The organism is Streptomyces sp. LUP30 (assembly GCF_001746365.1).
In the GTDB taxonomy this organism is placed as follows: domain Bacteria; phylum Actinomycetota; class Actinomycetes; order Streptomycetales; family Streptomycetaceae; genus Streptomyces.
In genome coordinates this window covers 344,056-358,795 of sequence record NZ_MJAJ01000003.1, presented here as the reverse complement: position 1 = coordinate 358,795, position 14,740 = coordinate 344,056, and the positions used below count along the sequence as shown (strand labels likewise).

The 14,740-nt window shown below is 71.1% G+C and carries 12 protein-coding genes and 3 pseudogenes; 10 read left to right on the top strand and 5 right to left on the bottom strand.

Features of this window, described 5'->3' with window-relative positions; translation table 11 throughout:
* The first annotated feature begins 3 nt into the window (after nucleotides 1-3).
* The 3 genes from BG482_RS05015 to BG482_RS05005 are packed head-to-tail and all read left to right on the top strand — an operon-like array spanning nucleotide 4 to nucleotide 1,391.
* Nucleotides 4-438 (top strand): roadblock/LC7 domain-containing protein, encoded by a 435-nt coding sequence (locus tag BG482_RS05015; protein ID WP_069767649.1) that lies wholly within the window; start codon nucleotides 4-6, stop codon nucleotides 436-438.
* A gap of 1 nt (nucleotide 439) precedes the next feature.
* Nucleotides 440-796 carry a DUF742 domain-containing protein gene (locus BG482_RS05010; RefSeq protein ID WP_069767600.1) on the top strand — a complete coding sequence of 119 codons (357 nt, stop codon included), beginning with the start codon at nucleotides 440-442 and terminating at the stop codon, nucleotides 794-796.
* Nucleotides 783-1,391 carry an ATP/GTP-binding protein gene (locus tag BG482_RS05005; RefSeq protein WP_069767599.1) on the top strand — a complete coding sequence of 203 codons (609 nt, stop codon included), beginning with the start codon at nucleotides 783-785 and terminating at the stop codon, nucleotides 1,389-1,391. The genes BG482_RS05010 and BG482_RS05005 overlap by 14 nt, the downstream gene beginning before the upstream one ends.
* Before the next feature lie 342 nt (nucleotides 1,392-1,733).
* Here BG482_RS05005 and BG482_RS05000 read toward each other — a convergent pair whose 3' ends face one another.
* Nucleotides 1,734-2,150, bottom strand: a complete 417-nt coding sequence (locus BG482_RS05000) for an ankyrin repeat domain-containing protein (protein WP_069767598.1) — start codon at nucleotides 2,148-2,150, stop codon at nucleotides 1,734-1,736.
* Between the two features lie 209 nt (nucleotides 2,151-2,359).
* On the opposite strand from BG482_RS05000, the pseudogene BG482_RS46040 reads away from it, so the two are divergent.
* Both BG482_RS46040 and BG482_RS04990 read left to right on the top strand, forming a co-directional pair.
* Nucleotides 2,360-2,626, top strand: a pseudogene (locus BG482_RS46040) (alpha-L-arabinofuranosidase); the annotation flags it as partial.
* Nucleotides 2,627-2,801: 175 nt separating this feature from the next.
* Nucleotides 2,802-4,034 (top strand): annotated as a pseudogene (locus BG482_RS04990) (glycoside hydrolase family 43 protein); the annotation flags it as partial.
* 35 nt (nucleotides 4,035-4,069) lie between these two features.
* Here BG482_RS04990 and BG482_RS04985 read toward each other — a convergent pair.
* From BG482_RS04985 to BG482_RS04980, 3 genes and pseudogenes are all read right to left on the bottom strand, one after another.
* Entirely contained in the window at nucleotides 4,070-5,029 is a 960-nt protein-coding gene (locus BG482_RS04985; protein ID WP_256096264.1) for an aromatic amino acid lyase, read from the bottom strand.
* A gap of 729 nt (nucleotides 5,030-5,758) precedes the next feature.
* A pseudogene (locus tag BG482_RS40555) lies at nucleotides 5,759-6,112 on the bottom strand (aromatic amino acid lyase); the annotation flags it as partial.
* 282 nt (nucleotides 6,113-6,394) lie between these two features.
* On the bottom strand, nucleotides 6,395-7,354 hold the full coding sequence (locus BG482_RS04980) for an ABC transporter substrate-binding protein (protein ID WP_069767596.1): 960 nt from the start codon (nucleotides 7,352-7,354) through the stop codon (nucleotides 6,395-6,397).
* Nucleotides 7,355-7,752: 398 nt separating this feature from the next.
* Between BG482_RS04980 and BG482_RS04975 the strand changes: the two genes are divergently transcribed.
* From BG482_RS04975 to BG482_RS04960, 4 genes are read left to right on the top strand one after another with little or no spacing between them, the layout of a single operon-like run.
* The gene (locus tag BG482_RS04975) at nucleotides 7,753-11,052 is read left to right on the top strand and encodes a HAMP domain-containing sensor histidine kinase (protein ID WP_069767595.1); all 3,300 of its coding nucleotides are present in this window, start codon (nucleotides 7,753-7,755) and stop codon (nucleotides 11,050-11,052) included.
* Nucleotides 11,049-11,525: a roadblock/LC7 domain-containing protein gene (locus BG482_RS04970; protein WP_069767594.1), complete on the top strand. Its 477-nt coding sequence runs from the start codon at nucleotides 11,049-11,051 to the stop codon at nucleotides 11,523-11,525. The genes BG482_RS04975 and BG482_RS04970 overlap by 4 nt, the downstream gene beginning before the upstream one ends.
* A gap of 31 nt (nucleotides 11,526-11,556) precedes the next feature.
* Complete coding sequence (locus BG482_RS04965; protein ID WP_069767593.1) at nucleotides 11,557-12,000, top strand: DUF742 domain-containing protein; 444 nt, start codon at nucleotides 11,557-11,559, stop codon at nucleotides 11,998-12,000.
* Entirely contained in the window at nucleotides 11,987-12,586 is a 600-nt protein-coding gene (locus tag BG482_RS04960; RefSeq protein ID WP_069767592.1) for an ATP/GTP-binding protein, read from the top strand. The genes BG482_RS04965 and BG482_RS04960 overlap by 14 nt, the downstream gene beginning before the upstream one ends.
* 306 nt (nucleotides 12,587-12,892) lie before the next feature.
* Here the strand turns inward: BG482_RS04960 and BG482_RS04955 are convergent, their stop codons facing one another.
* Nucleotides 12,893-13,591, bottom strand: a complete 699-nt coding sequence (locus tag BG482_RS04955; protein ID WP_069767648.1) for an SDR family NAD(P)-dependent oxidoreductase — start codon at nucleotides 13,589-13,591, stop codon at nucleotides 12,893-12,895.
* Nucleotides 13,592-13,705: 114 nt separating this feature from the next.
* Here BG482_RS04955 and BG482_RS04950 point away from each other — a divergent pair, with 114 nt between their 5' ends.
* The gene (locus tag BG482_RS04950; RefSeq protein WP_079141594.1) at nucleotides 13,706-14,572 is read left to right on the top strand and encodes a helix-turn-helix transcriptional regulator; all 867 of its coding nucleotides are present in this window, start codon (nucleotides 13,706-13,708) and stop codon (nucleotides 14,570-14,572) included.
* The last annotated feature ends 168 nt before the right edge of the window (nucleotides 14,573-14,740 follow it).

Here is a 14,740-nt window from a genome sequence, read left to right as displayed (position 1 = left end):
GCGATGACACCCTCCGTCCCCGGCACCAACACCCAGCTCGACCAGCTGCTCACCGGTCTCGTCGACCGGGTCGCCGACGTCAACCAGGCCGTCGTGCTCTCGGAAGACGGCCTGGTGGTGAGCAAGTCCACCGGCTTCCTGCGGGAGGACGCGGAACGGCTGGCGGCGACCGCGTCCGGCCTGATGAGCCTCAGCAAGGGCGTCAGCATGGATTTCCGCGGCGGTCCGGTGCGCCAGGCCCTCATCGAGATGGCCAACAGCTATCTGATCCTCACGTCGGCCGGTCCGGGCGCCCACCTCGTCGTGCTGGCGGGAAAGAACGCGGACGTCGGCGTGGTGGCGTACCAGATGAACATGCTGGTGAAGAAGATCGGTGAGCACCTCAGCGCGGCGCCGCGGGCCCATGTCGGCCCCGCCGTCCGCACCAACGGCGGGTGAGGTGAGCGGAGGCGACGAAGCGGGCCGGCTCGTCAGGCCGTTCGCCCTCACCGGCGGACGGACCCGGCCCAGCCGCGCCGACTTCACGCTCATCACCACGGTGACCGCGGTGGACCCGCCGCCCGAACGGACTGCGCGACCCCAGCCGGAGCACAGCCGGATCCTGCGCCTGTGCGCCCGGCCGGTCGCGGTGGCGGAACTCGCGGCCCATCTCGACCTGCCGGTCAGCGTGGTCGTCATCATGCTGTGCGATCTGCTGGAAGCGGGACTGATCACGGCCCGGCCGCCCCGCTCCATCACCGGCGCCCATGACCTGGACCTGCTGCAGAAAGTGAGGGACGGCCTTGGCCGGATCTGACATCGCCGCTCCCCCGGCCGCCTCGGCGGCGGCCCCCGAGACGGTGAAGATCCTCATCGCGGGTGGCTTCGGCGTCGGCAAGACGACCATGGTCGGGTCGGTCAGCGAGATCACGCCGCTGCGCACCGAGGAGCCGCTGACGGTTGCGGGGTTGGACGTGGACGACCTGAAGGGCATCGAGGAGAAACGGTCCACCACCGTGGCCCTCGACTTCGGGCGGATCTCCATCGGCGACGACCTGGTGCTGTACCTCTTCGGCACACCCGGTCAGCAACGGTTCTGGTTCATGTGGAACGACCTGGCGATCGGTGCGCTCGGGGCGGTGGTCCTCATCGACGTGCGCCGACCGGAGTCCAGCTTCGCCGCCGTCGACTTCTTCGAGCGGCGAGAAATCCCGTTCGTCGTTGCAGTGAACGGTTTCCACGGCTTGCACCCGTATCCCGCGGAGGAGATCAGAGAGTCCCTGGCACTGCCGGAAAACGTTCCCGTGTTGCTGTGCGACGCCCGCGAACGGGAGTCGTGCCGGGATGTGTTGATCGCTCTGATCGACCGCCTGATCGACGATTTCACCCTGCGGTCGAAATCGCCGGACTGACCCGATCAAGCCGCACACGCTCCCCCACCAGACCCGAACAGGCCCACCAGACCCATCGGTCTTGCCAGGCCCTCCGGTCCCTCCGGTCCCACTGGACCTGCTGGACCGCTGGACCCGCTGGACCCGTCTGGGGCAGGTGGCCGCCTCTCGGACAGGTCCGTATCGCTCACGCGGGTCGCATCACTTGGGCAGGCCCGGCCACTTGGGAGGCCCCACCGCCCGGACTGGCCCCACCGCCCGGACTGGCCCCGTCGCTCGGGCTGGCCCCGTCCCGCTGGCAGATCGCGCCCCACTGTCAGGTCGCGTCCCGCTGGCAGGTCGCGTCCCGCTGGCAGGTCCCTGTCAGTGGGCTCCAGCCGCGCGCAGTACGGCGATCGTCTCCGGGTGAGGGCCTGCCACGGCCCATTCGAGGGGCGTCAGCCCGCTGCCGTGATCCTCGCGAAGTCCGGGGTCCGCGCCATGGGCGAGAAGGATGCGGACGGCCTCGACGTGCCCCCAACAGGCGGCCGCGCACAGTGGAGTGCCTTCGGCGCCGAAGCCGGCGCTCTCGGCGTCGGGCGGCGCTCCGGCCTCCAGCAGTCTGTGCGCCACGTCGGCCGCACCCTGGACGCAGGCCTCGTACAACGGGGTGGTGCCGTCGGCGTCGGGCGTCGCCGGGTCCGCGCCGGCCCGCAGCAGGCGGTCGACGTCCCGAACCGTTCCGCACAGGGCCCCCGCGACCAGGCGCGACGTGAGTTTCTTCTGCCGTCTTCTGTTCACGGCCGCCGAGACTAACCCAGGCCCGTAGCCGAGATCTCCTTGATTTTCATGGGCCGCTCACAGGCACGAGGCGGAAAACCGCCAAGCGTGTCCCAGTGATTGACCTGTTCCCCTCCCGCCCCTACCTTCTGACCGACTCGCCGAACTACGTTCGATATCTCGAATAGTTGGTCGGCGGCAAAGGGCACCCCGCATCCCCTGGAGCGCACATGACCCCCACCCCCTCCCGCCGCCTCTTCCTCGGCGCGGCCGCCTCCGTCCCGCTGGCCCTCACTCTCGGGGTCCCGGCCGCACAGGCGGCCGACTCGGCTTATGTGATGGGGTACTTCACCGAGTCGACGAAGCTCGGCGACGGCACCGACTACGGGCTCCACCTCGCCGTCAGCACGGACGGGCTGCGCTGGATGCCGCTGAACCAGAACAACCCGGTGGTCACCCCCACCGAGGGCTCGCTCGGCCTGCGCGACCCGTTCATCCTGCGCAAGCAGGACGGCACCTTCGTCGTGCTCGCCACCGACCTCAAGGGCACCGACTGGAACTACGTCAGCCAGTACGTCCACGTCTGGAACTCCACCGACCTGCGCACCTTCACCGGCTACCACCGGCTGAAGCTGCACGACATGAACACCCACAGCTGGGCGCCGGAGGCGNCGGCGACGGCCCCGACTCCGGCCTCCACCCCGCCGTCAGCACGGCCGGGCTGCGCTGGATGCCGCTGAACCAGAACACCCCGGTGGTCACCCCCACCGAGGGCTCGCTCGGCCGGCGCGCCCGTTCATCCTGCGCAAGCAGGACGGCACCTTCGTCGTGCTCGCCACCGACCTCAAGGGCACCGACTGGAACTACGTCAGCCAGTACGTCCACGTCTGGAACTCCACCGACCTGCGCACCTTCACCGGCTACCACCGGCTGAAGCTGCACGACATGAACACCCACAGCTGGGCGCCGGAGGCGTTCTGGGACGCGAGCCGCGGCCAGTACGCGCTCATCTACTCCGCCGTCAACAGCAGCGGCCACAACGTGATCATGGTCAACTACACGACCGACTTCGTCACCGCCTCAGCACCCCAGGTCTTCTTCGACCCCGGCTACGACGTCATCGACGGGGACATGGCCGTCGGCGTCAACGGCGTCAACTACCTCTACTTCAAGAAGGACCAGACCCTGGTGGGTGCCCGGTCCAGCTCCCTCGACCCGGGCAGCTTCACGGTCTTCAACACGGGCGTCGCACACGGCGGCACCGAGGCGCCGACACTGGTCAAGTCGCTCACCTCCGGAACCTGGTGGCTCTGGGGCGACACGTACACCCCCAACGGCGTCTTCTACGCCTGGCAGTCCACGGACCTGTCAGCGGGCACCTGGACCGCGCTGGACCAGAGGACGTACACCCAGCCGGTCAACTCCAAGCACTGCGGCATCACGACGATCACCTCGGCCCAGTACACCGACCTCGTCGCCAAATGGGGCGCCCCGGCCTGGAACCGCCTGAAGTCCTATAACTTCCCCGCGCGTTACGTCCGTCACTCAGACTACGTCGGCCGCATCGACGAGTACCCGGTCGAGCCGTACAAGGACTCGGAGTGGACGCTGGTGCCGGGCCTCGCGGACAGCTCGGGCGTCTCCTTCCGGTCGGTGAACTACCCGACCCGCTACCTGCGGCACTACAACTACCAGCTCCAACTCGACGTCAACGACGGGACGTCGACCTTCGCCGGGGACGCCACCTTCTACCGCACGGCGGGCCTGGCGGACGCCGGCTGGTCCTCGTTCCGTTCCTACAACAACCCGACCCGCTACATCCGGCACTCGAACTACGTGCTGCGCATCGACCCGATCTCAACGGCCACGGAGCAACAGGACGCCACGTTCTACGTCGGCTACTGAGCGGGAGCCGCGCGAGGAGGCGGGCGTCGTCCGTCTCACAGATCGGCCAGCACCGGCAGCAGCCGGACGGCCGCGGTCACGTCGTCGGTCAGAGGGCGGTCCTGCGTATCCGCGGGCAGGGCCGCCGCCGCCACCGCGAGCGCCACCATGCCGGGCGGCTCGGGGTGAAGCGTCAACGCCCTTACAGCGCTGACGAGTTCGCAGCCCAGGACGGTGGCGTAGGCGTCCGTCGCACGCAGGGTCTGGCGGGCGGCCTGACCGGCGAAGCTGGCGGCTTCCTCCAGCCCCCGGGAGAGCACGGCGTGCCCCGCCGAAGCGGGCGCGGCGGACGAACGCAGCTCCGCCAGAGCGGAGTTGGCGGTGTACTCCAGGATCATCGTGCCCGAGCTGCTCCCCGGCCCCGTGGCGAGGAACGCGGACAGGCCCGTGAGCCCGGAGTCTCCCAGCGCTGCCAGGCGGGCGGCCGAAAGCTGGGCCGACTGCAGCAGTGCGAGGACGGCGGCGTCCAGCGCCAGACCCAGGGGCGCGGCGAAGAAGCCGCCGTGGTGGTAGGCCGCGGCGGCGTCGGCATCCATCAGCGGGTTCTCGGAGGGGCAGTTGATCTCCACCTCGACGATCTCGCGCAGTCGCTCGCAGGCGTCCAGCACGCACCCGTGAACCTGGGGAAAGGCGCGGAAACCGAAAGGATCCTGGATGCGTCCACCCGAGCGGGGCGGCGGACGGTCAGGGAGCCCGAGCAGCCGCCGCACCTCACCCGCCGCCCGGGCCGCGCCGGGGTAGGGACGCAGGGCGTGCACGGGCGCGGCGTAGGCCTCGGGTGAGCCGGACACCGCGGCGAGGGACAGCGCGGCGACGGCGTGCGTGGCGCGCAGCAGCATGTCGAGCTCGCCCTGGGCGAGTGCGGCCTGCCCGAGGGCGAGGGCGTTGCTGCTGAGCAACGCCAGTGCGTCACCGGCTCGCAGGACGACGGGAGCGGGAGTCCCGGCGGAGGTCACGACGTCGCGAGAGGCAGGGGCGGGGACGGAGGGGACGATGGGGACGGAAGGGATGGACGGGACGGAAGCGCGGGCAGAGGTGGCGGCAGGGGCGGGGATCCCGGCAGCGCGAGAAGCGTGGGCCGGGGCGCCCTGCGTGACGGCTCCCGAAATCGCGCCGCGGACCTCACCGGCGGAACGACCAGTAGGGACCAACACGAACTGCACCGGGGCGGGGGCAGGGGCAGGGGGCCCGTCACCGCGAGAGCCGTCGGCAGGAGAGCAACTCGGTCGCGCGGGCGGAGAAGCGCCGGCAACAGCTTGCGCAACGGGAAACACGCCGCGCCCTGCGGAATCGGCTGTGCCGACGCCACCGCCGGACCCGGTCGCCTTCCGCGAGCCTGCCGGTCCCTGGTCCGTCGGGCCCGGGACTGCAACTCCTGGGACTGCGACTCCCGGGACGACAACTCCCGGTTCTGCCACCTCTGGGTCCGGCTTCCCCAGGTCTGACTTGCCCGGATCGGCCGGCTCCCTCGTTTCTTCCGTGTTTCCCCGCGGGCGGGCCGCCCCACTCCCCGGCACGGCCGCTGCGGGGCCCTGCCCGGCCGCTGCGCTCCCCTGCACGACCGTATCCGCCGTATCTGCGGTCGCTCTCGCCCCTCGTGCCGGATCAGGCGGCCCGGGGCAGCGGGTCCAAGGGCGTTCGCCGATGAGCGTCAGGCCCGTCTGGGCCAGGGCCGTCAGGTCGCCGGTGCCTATCCCGCCGTACTCGTTGACGGCCGGGTGGACTCCCAGCCGAAGGGCGTCGGCGAGGGCGTCGATGAAGGCGGGCTGGATGCCGGAGCCGCCGGCGAGCAACTGGTTGGCGCGCACCGCGAGCATCGCGCGCACCTGGCGGGCCGGGAGCAGGGCGCCCGCGCCGCCCGCATGGCTGCGCAGGAGGCGCAGACCGTGCGCGACCTCGTCGTCCTCCTCGACCGGCACCGAGCGCTGAGCGCCGACGCCGGTGCCACGGCCGTACAGCCGCCCGGAGGCGGCGAGCCGCTGCGCGGTCCGCCAAGAGCGCGCGGCCCGTTCCCGCGCGTCGGGGGCGACCGCGGGCACGGCTTCGCCGTCGGCGAGCGTGAGCAGCTCACCGACGGTGAGCGTGGTTCCGTCCAGGACGACCCGGGCGCCCTCCCGGTTCGGGGGCGCCCCGGTCGGTCCGTTCGCGGTTGCGATGACGTCCAAGGGATCAGCAGTCCAACGGATCAGCAGTCCAGCGGTCCAGCGGCAAAGCAGTTCGGCCGCGGCGAACGGTCAAGCCGACCCGGGCCCGGCCCGGGCTCGGCCCGAGGCCGGACGGGGCCGAGCCGACCGACCGGTCGCTCGCGGAGCCGCGGAACCTCAGCCCAGGCCGGCCGACTTCAGCCAGGCCTTGGCCACGTCGAGCGGGTCCTTGCTCTGCAGCTGCACCTGGAAGTCCAGGTCGAGCAGGGTCTTCGTGTCGAGCTTGGCGGAGACGGCGTTGAGCGCGGTGACACCCTCCTGCGAGAGCCCGCTCTTGTAGACCACCGGGGTCACGTTCGCGAAACCGAAGAGGTTCTTCGGGTCCTGGAGGACGACGAACTTCTCCTTGGTGATGGTCGGGTCCGTGGTGAAGATGTCCGCGGCCTGCACGGTGTCCTTCTTCAACGCGGCCTGGGTCAGCGGACCGCCCGCGTCGAGCGCCTTGAAGGACTTGAACTTCAGCCCGTACACCGAGTCGAGACCGAGAAGGCCCTGCTGGCGGGTCTGGAACTCGGGCGATCCGCCGAGGACCAGCTTCGGTGCGATGTCCTTCAGGTCGGCGAGGGTGGACGTCGCGGTGAGGTTGTACTTCTCCGCGGTCGCCGCGTTGACCGTGACGGAGTCCTTGTCCTCGGCCGGCGACGACTCCAGCAGCGTCAGCTTGGAGTCCAGCTTGGCCTTCACCGCGGCGTTCACGGTCGCGAGCGAGGTCTGCTCGGCCTTGGCGTCGAGGTAGGCCAGCAGGGAGCCGTTGTACTCCGGCAGAACGGTGATGGAACCGTTCTTGAGCAGGCCGTACGTGGTCTCCCGGCTGCCGATGTTGGGCTTGTAGGACACCTTGATGCCCTTGGCCTTCAGAGCCTCGCCGTAGATGTCGGCGATGAGGATGCTCTCGGCGAAGTTGTTGGAACCGACGACCACGGTGTCACCGGCCGCCTTGTCGCCGGCGAGCGGGTCGGAGGTGTCGTCGGACGAGGAGGAACATCCCGCCAGCAGGGCCGTCATCGCGGCGAGGGCGACGGCCGCCACGCCGGGGTGGTTCCTGAGGGACCTGCTGCTGTGGGCGTTGGAAGTCACGGTTCCCGTTCCGGGCTGTGGGTTGATGAGAACTCAAACACTCTGACCCGATCCAATCCATCCGCTTCTCGATCAGTCAAGAGCAACAGGATCACCGATTGGCTTCGATCCGTGATCACTTGTGTGCGGATCGGGAGATCACCTGTGTACCTCCCGCAGACCGCCGGAAGGGCGTCCGCAAGCCGCTTCGTAATGGATTCTTGACGTGGGACGACACGCTCGACCGTTCGGATAGGCGATAGTCTCGCCGGAGTTGGCCTCCGCCACAGCAGTCGGCGTCGGCCACAGCGGTGTACGGGGGCCGCTCCAGTGTCGTCACACAAGGACACATGTGTGCACGGAAATGCACACATGCGAGACCCCTTGCACGCTTGCAACACCCTCTTGAAGGAGGCCCGGTGTCCACGAAAGAGGTGGACGCGCCCGCCCGGTCGGCACCCTCGACATCGTCCTCCGCCCGTCGGGGACTGCGGGGTTTCGCCGACCGATGGCCCTTCCAGCGCAAGCTGAACGTACTGGTCGGTATCCCGCTGACGGTGATCGCCCTGCTGTTGACGTACCTCATCGTCGACCTGGTGCAGGAGTCCAACCGCGCGGAGGACGGCGCCCAACTGGTGCGTGACAGCACAGAGGTGGCCCAGCTGGTCGCCGATCTGCAGGACGAACACCAGCAGGCGATCCTGCTCTCCGTCCGGCACGAGGCCGCCTTCGGCTCGGGCACCCCCTCCAGTGACGGTTACCGGCAGGCTCAACTCGCCGTCGACGCACAGGTGCAGAAGGTGCTCGACGCCTTCGGCGACCGGCTGCCGGGTTCAGAGGTCCAGGCCCTGAAGGAGGTCCAGGGCCTGGCGGGGCTGCGGTCCACCATCGAGCAGGGCTATCTGCCCGCCGACAACATCGACCCGGCGTACTCGGGAGCGGCCGACGGCCTCATCGACGGTCTGCACCTGGACCGCAACTCCGCGCTGGCCACCACCTTCACCGGCAACCTCCTCGACTCGCTGCTGCGCGCCGACGCCGCGCACGGCGCCTACGAGACCGGCGTGTTCTCCGCGCGCACCGGCGACAGCAACGCGCTCATCGAGTTCACCGGCGCGGTCGGCTCCTACGAGCTGTTCACCTACCAGGCGCAGCGCTTCGACCGGTTCGCCGACGAGGGGCAGTCCGAGGAGTTCAGCGGCATCGAGCACAACTCCTCGCAGGCCTCGATCAGTCAGGACTACGCCGAACTGGCCGTGGATCCGAGTGCGTTGCAGGCGGAGTCCAAGGCCGCGATCCGCGCGTCGTTCCGGGACGCGCTCGCCTCCTACCCCGACTACAGCTCGCAGGCTGCCATCCGGCTGAAGATCACCGCTTCGCTCATCGACCAGATCGCCGACCGGGCGGACGACGCCGCTTCCAGCGCCCAGTGGCGCGCGGGCCTGCTGCTCACTCTGGCGCTGTTCTGCTTCGCCGTGTGGATCGCCTTCTCCATCCTGGTCCGCCGCTCCGTGGTCCGTCCGGTGCTGGCGTTGACGGGGGCCGCACAGGAGGTCGCCGACGTCGCGGGCCGCGAGCTCGCCCGGGTCGCCGACGACGACGCCGAGGAGTCCGGCCCCCCGCGGCTGCGCGAGCTGCCGGTCACCGCCGACGACGAGATCGGTGAACTCGCCGAGGCCTTCAACAACGTCCAGACGACCGCGGCCGCGCTGCTGGAACGCCAGGTGCTCAGCCGGCGCAACGTCGCCGAGATGTTCGGCAACGTCGGCCGACGCGTCAGCAATCTGACAACACGTCAACTCGCCCTGATCGACGCGGTGGAGCGCGGCGAGACCGACCCGGCCCTGCTGGCCCGCCTCTACTCCATCGACCACATCGCGGTGCGCCTGCGCCGCAACGCCGACAGCCTGATGCTGCTCGCGGGCATTCGCGAGACCGTCCTGGACTCCGGGCCGAGCGCGCTCACCAACGTCGTGCGAGCCGCTCTCGGCCAGATCGAGGGCTTCCAGCGGGTACGGCTGCGGGCCGCGACCGACGCCATGGTGGAGCCCGACATCATCGGCGACCTTACGCTGATGATCGCCGAACTCCTGGAGAACGCCGTGTCGTTCTCACCCGAGGGCAGCCCCGTCGAGGTGGTCGTGGGCTCCGACGACGACGGCGCGTCGATCACCGTCTCCGACCACGGCCTGGGCATGAGCGCCGAGCGCCTCGCCGAGGAGAACGCCCGCCTGGTGCGCCGCGAACGCCTCGACGTCGTCCCGACGAAGGTGCTCGGCCTGTTCGTGGTCGGCGCGCTCGCCCGCCGCTGGGACGTCGACGTCGCCCTGTCGCGCACCCCGGGCGGGGGCGTGACGGCCGAGGTGATGATCCCCTCGACGCTGCTCCTGACGACGAGCCAGGTGGAGGCGGCGCGCAGGCCCGGCACGTCAGCCGCCCCGTCCGCCGTCGCACCGGCCGCCCCCTCGGCGCCCGCGGCCGGCCCCTCGCCGTCGGCCTCGGTCCCGTCCTGGGCCACGCACGAGGACGATCCGGCCGCGCTGCCTCGCCGGGTTCCCCGCCGCGACCCGTCCCCCGCCGACCGGGAGACCGAGCCCTCGCTCACCGCGAAGGACGGCGCCGACGACCCGGCGACCGGTGCTCCCACCGTCGATCAGTCGGCACACTCGCGCACCGCCCACCCGGACATCGCCGAGTCCGCCGTCCACCCGCGCGCTGCCGGCCCCGCCGTCCACGCCCGCACGGACGAGGCCGGTGAGCCCGCGCCGGCCGAGGCCGGCGGCTCCGACCGGACGACGCGGTACGAGAGTCTCGCCGCCCGGAGCCGGTCCGACGACGCGACCGCCACCACCCTCGACACCACCCACACCACCGACACCGACACCGACACCGCCTCCGCCACAGCCGGTGAGCCGGGTGTGGCCCCTGCCGAGCGGGCGACCGGGCTGCGCGGCGGCACCCCCGGGCACGGCGTCCCGGCGCCCCGCTCCCCCGAGTCGTCCGTCCGCCCGCGCGCGGCAGCCGACCGGGGAGCCGACGCCCACGACGCCCACGACGACCGGGCCGGACAGGCCGCAGTCGCCGACCATGCCGGCCTCCCCGAACGGGCGCAACGGGCCGATCGCCGTTCCGCGACTCCCGCGGGCCCCATCGGTCCGACCAGCCCCACCGGCTCCACCAGCCCCACGACTGCGGCGAGCGCCGCTTCATCCCGAGCGGCGTCCGAGGCCTCGACGGCGGGCCCGACCGCCCGGGCCGGCGCCGATGTGCCGACGGCCGATGGCGACGGGGCCCGTCCACTGCGGCGGCGGGTGCGCGGCGCCACACTGCGGACCACCGTCGACGCCGCAGCCCAGCAGGCGGCGCTCCGGGCGCCCCGCCCCGCCGACGCGGACGCCGTGCGCAGCGCGCTGGAGGAGTTCGAGGCGGCTGTGGCCCAGGCGCACAGGGACAGCGGCGGCGACACGGGCGAGCACCCGAGCCCCGCCGCCGTCCGCGCGGAATCCCGCCCCGCCGCCTCCGCCGAAGACCCGGTCGGACGCCGGAGCGACGGCCGTCCCGGTCATCGTCCCGACCACAGTCCCGTAGTTCAGCCCGACCGGACCGACCGGACAGCGCCGTCCGACCCGTCCGACCCGTCCGACCGGACCGACCCGATCGCCGTCCGGGACGACATGCCGCGCCACCAGAACCACCTTCCGGAAGGAGCCGAGCAGTGAGCACGTCGACAGGTGAGACTCCCGCCGGAGACGCCAGGCCGACCGATCTGCGGGCCGCCGCAGCCGACTTCACCTGGCTGCTCAACCGTTTCGCCACCGAGACCGCCGGGGTCGTGGACGCCATCGCGGTGTCCTCCGACGGACTGCTGATCGCCGTGTCGGAGCTGCGCGAGCACGCCGACTCCGAACGGCTGGCCGCGATCGTCTCGGGCATCACCAGCCTGGCCGCGGGCGCCTCCGGCAACTACGGCCTGGGGGGCCTGAACAAGGTCATCATCGACCTGGAGGGCGGTCACGTCCTGGTCTCCGCGATCGGCAGCGGCGCCGTCCTCGGCGTGGTCACCGACAAGGAGGCCAAGCTGGGCAACATCGCCTACGAGATGACGGTGTTCGCCAACCGCGCCGGCACCGCGCTCAGTCCGCAGCTCGTCCTGGAGCTGAAGAACAGCGTCGGCGTCACGCGTACGCGTTGACCGCGTGCCACCGTAGAGAAAGCGAACACCGATGGCGGACGGCCGCACCCCGCGCGGGGCCGGCGAGGACGGCGTCGCCCCCGTCGGGCCCGCGCCCGCCGTCCGGCCCTTCCTGGTCACCGCCGGACGGGTCGCGGGCGGCTCGGGCGAGGCGTCGTCCGGCCGGACGATGCCCGTGGAGACCCAGTTGGTGGCCACCACCGACGGGATCGACGCGCTCGGCCGGCTCTCCTTCGAGCAGCACGACATCGTCGCCGCCTGCCGCGTCCCGCAGTCGATCGCGGAGATCGCGGCCCGGCTGCGGCTGCACCTGAACGTGGTGCGGGTCCTCGCCGAGGACCTGCGGACGGCGGGGCAGCTGTCCGTGCACGTGCCCGACTCCGGCGTCACCCACGACGCGTCCGTCCTGCGCAGGGTTATCGATGGCCTGCGGGCCATCCCCGACTCCCGGGGAGTACTCCGTGACACCGACTGAACCGCTGGTCCGCGCCTCGGCCGGCCAGTCCGCCGTACGGCCGCCGCTGCCGGTGAAACTGGTGATCGCGGGCGGTTTCGGCGTGGGCAAGACCACCGCCGTCGGCTCGATCTCCGAGATCGAGCCGCTGACCACCGAGGCCGCGATCACCGAGGTCGCGGCGGGTGTGGACGACCTCAGCCACACCCCCCGCAAGACCACCACGACGGTCGCGATGGACTTCGGCTGCATCACCATCGACCCGACCCTGAAGCTGTATCTGTTCGGCACGCCCGGACAGGAGCGGTTCGGGTTCATGTGGGACGACATCGTGGAGGGCGCGGTCGGCGGGCTGGTCATCGTCGACACCCGCCGGCTCGACGACTGCTACGCCGCCGTCGACTACTTCGAGCACAAGCACATCCCGTTCGCCGTTGCTGTAAACGCTTTCGACGGGCAGGTGGCGCACACGCTGGAGGAGGTCCGCTGGGCCCTCGACGTCTCGGACGGCGTGCCGCTGCTGGTCTTCGACGCGCGCGAGCGCGGCTCGGTACGCGACGCGCTGCTCGTCGTGCTGGAACAGGCTCTGGCCCGTTCGGAGCGCTGACGAGGCGAACACGGCCCGGACAGAACGAAGAGAACGAAGAGAAACGAACAGAAACGAAGAGGTTGGTGACGCGGCCGGCCGGTGGGTGGCTGCCGATGCCGGCATGGAGTCGGCGGCAGTCGTACCGGTCCGGCCGGTCGGGAAACGCGGCCCGGCGTCCGATGTCCGACGTCCGGGGCCGGCGGGCAGGGCCGTTCGTCGAGCAGGGCGCGGTGAAAGTATGCGATTGTGCCGTTGGTCTGCGGCCGCCACGGTTCGGTCCGGCGAGGGCTGCTGCCCGGCTCGACCGGTGCGGCACGGTCGGTTTCAGGACCAGGCGATCTGGCCATGGCGGGATACGAAGCGTCCGGTGCCTGCACCGGACTTCTCGGTGGCGAGAGCGACGATCGCGTCCGTGCCTTCGGTGACGGTTTGGGGACCGCTGTGACCGTTGAGGTCGGTCGCGGTGTAGCCGGGGTCGGCGGCGTTGACGCGGATGCCCTCGAGTCCCTTGGCGTACTGCGTGGTCAACATCGTCAGCGCCGCCTTCGAGGAGGTGTACAGCGGCGCGACGACGTGCGACTCGGGCCGGTCGGGGTCGTGGGTGAGGGCGAGGGAGCCCATACCGCTGCTGACGTTGACGATCACAGGGTCGTCCGAGCGGCGCAGCAACGGCAGGAATGCGGTGGTGGTGCGGACGACGCCGATGACGTTGACGTCGAGGACGGCGAAAGCGTCGGCGGCGGTGAGGTCCCCGGGATCGCCGACGGGGCCGTGCACACCGGCGTTGTTGATCAGGACGTCGATCCTGCCCTCGCGTTCGGCGATGTTCGCGGCGGCGGCGGCCACGGACGCGTCGTCGGTCACGTCGATGAGGACGTGGCGTGCGCCGAGGGTGGCCGCGGTCTCCTCGCCCTGCCCGCGGTCGCGGGCTCCGACGAGCACGGTGTGGCCGCACTCGATCAGGCGACGGGCGGTCTCGCGGCCGAGCCCTTTGTTGGCTCCGGTGATGAAGGTGATCGTCATGCGGTCGATGCTCGCCTCGTCGAGGCGGGTGGGCCAGGGACGCTTCGACGGTAGGACGACCAGTACCACCCTTGCGCCCACCCGCACGACCGGGGATGCGGAAGGATGGAGATCATGTCGACGACACCCGGAACCGGACTGGGCGCGATGATCCGCACCTGGCGGGACCGGCTCCCCCCGTCGGCCGCCGGGCTGCCGGTGGCCCGCGGACGCCGGGCGGCCGGGCTGCGGCGCGAGGAACTGGCCGACCTCGCCGGGGTATCGGTCGACTACATCGTGCGCCTGGAGCAGGGGCGGGCCACGACACCGTCAGCGTCGGTGGTGGCGTCCCTCGCGCGCGCCCTGCAGCTGTCCACGGCCGAGCGGGACCATCTGTACCGGCTCGCCCAGCTCGTGACGCCGGTGGGCGGGGCGGTCTCCGACCAACTTCCGCCCGGCGTGCAGCGGGTGCTCGCCCGCCTCGCAGACCTGGCGGTCGCCGTGTTCGCGGCGGACTGGCAACTGGTGTGGTGGAACCGTGGGTGGGCGTCCCTGCTGGGCGACCCTGCCGCCTCGCCGCCTCGGCTGCGCAACTTCGCCCGCGACAGGTTCCCGGTGGACGCCGGCCCCGCCCGCCTCGCGCTGTGGCCGGTGACCGAGACGGACCGCGACGCCACTGATGCCGCCGTCGTCTCCGACCTGCGCCGGGCCACGGGTCGATTTCCTCAGGACAGTCGCTTGGCTGCGCTGATCCGTGAACTGAACGCGGGCAACACGAGGTTCGCCGAGCTGTGGGCGACCGGAGAGGTGGCCGCGCACCGCGAGGACCGCAAGACGATCGACCACCCGTCGGTGGGCCCGGTCATGGTCGACTGCGACGTCCTGACCGACGGCGACCGGGAGCTCAAGATCGTCATCATGACCGCTGTGCCCGGCAGCGAGGACGAGACCAAGCTCCGGCTCACCGCCGTCACCGGTGTGCCGGCCACCGCGCGCGACTGATCCGACCTGTGCGTCGACCGACCGGCCGCATGTGCGCAACCACGATGGAGGAAGACGGTCCGGCGTCCGGTCAACAGGCTCAAGGCCTGGCGAGGCATCGCCGCCCGGGACGACAAGGCCCCGGGCAGCTTCCTCGCCGGCCGTTCGCTACCTGCGCGCCTCGCTGAT

What these genes read in the sequence shown, in the direction of transcription:
- BG482_RS04965 (WP_069767593.1), top strand. Translation starts at nt 11,557, where the DNA reads ATGGCGGACGGCCGCACCCCGCGCGGGGCCGGCGAGGACGGCGTCGCC.
- BG482_RS04950 (WP_079141594.1), top strand. Translation starts at nt 13,706, where the DNA reads ATGTCGACGACACCCGGAACCGGACTGGGCGCGATGATCCGCACCTGG.
- BG482_RS04955 (WP_069767648.1), bottom strand. Translation starts at nt 13,591, where the DNA reads ATGACGATCACCTTCATCACCGGAGCCAACAAAGGGCTCGGCCGCGAG.
- BG482_RS05015 (WP_069767649.1), top strand. Translation starts at nt 4, where the DNA reads ATGACACCCTCCGTCCCCGGCACCAACACCCAGCTCGACCAGCTGCTC.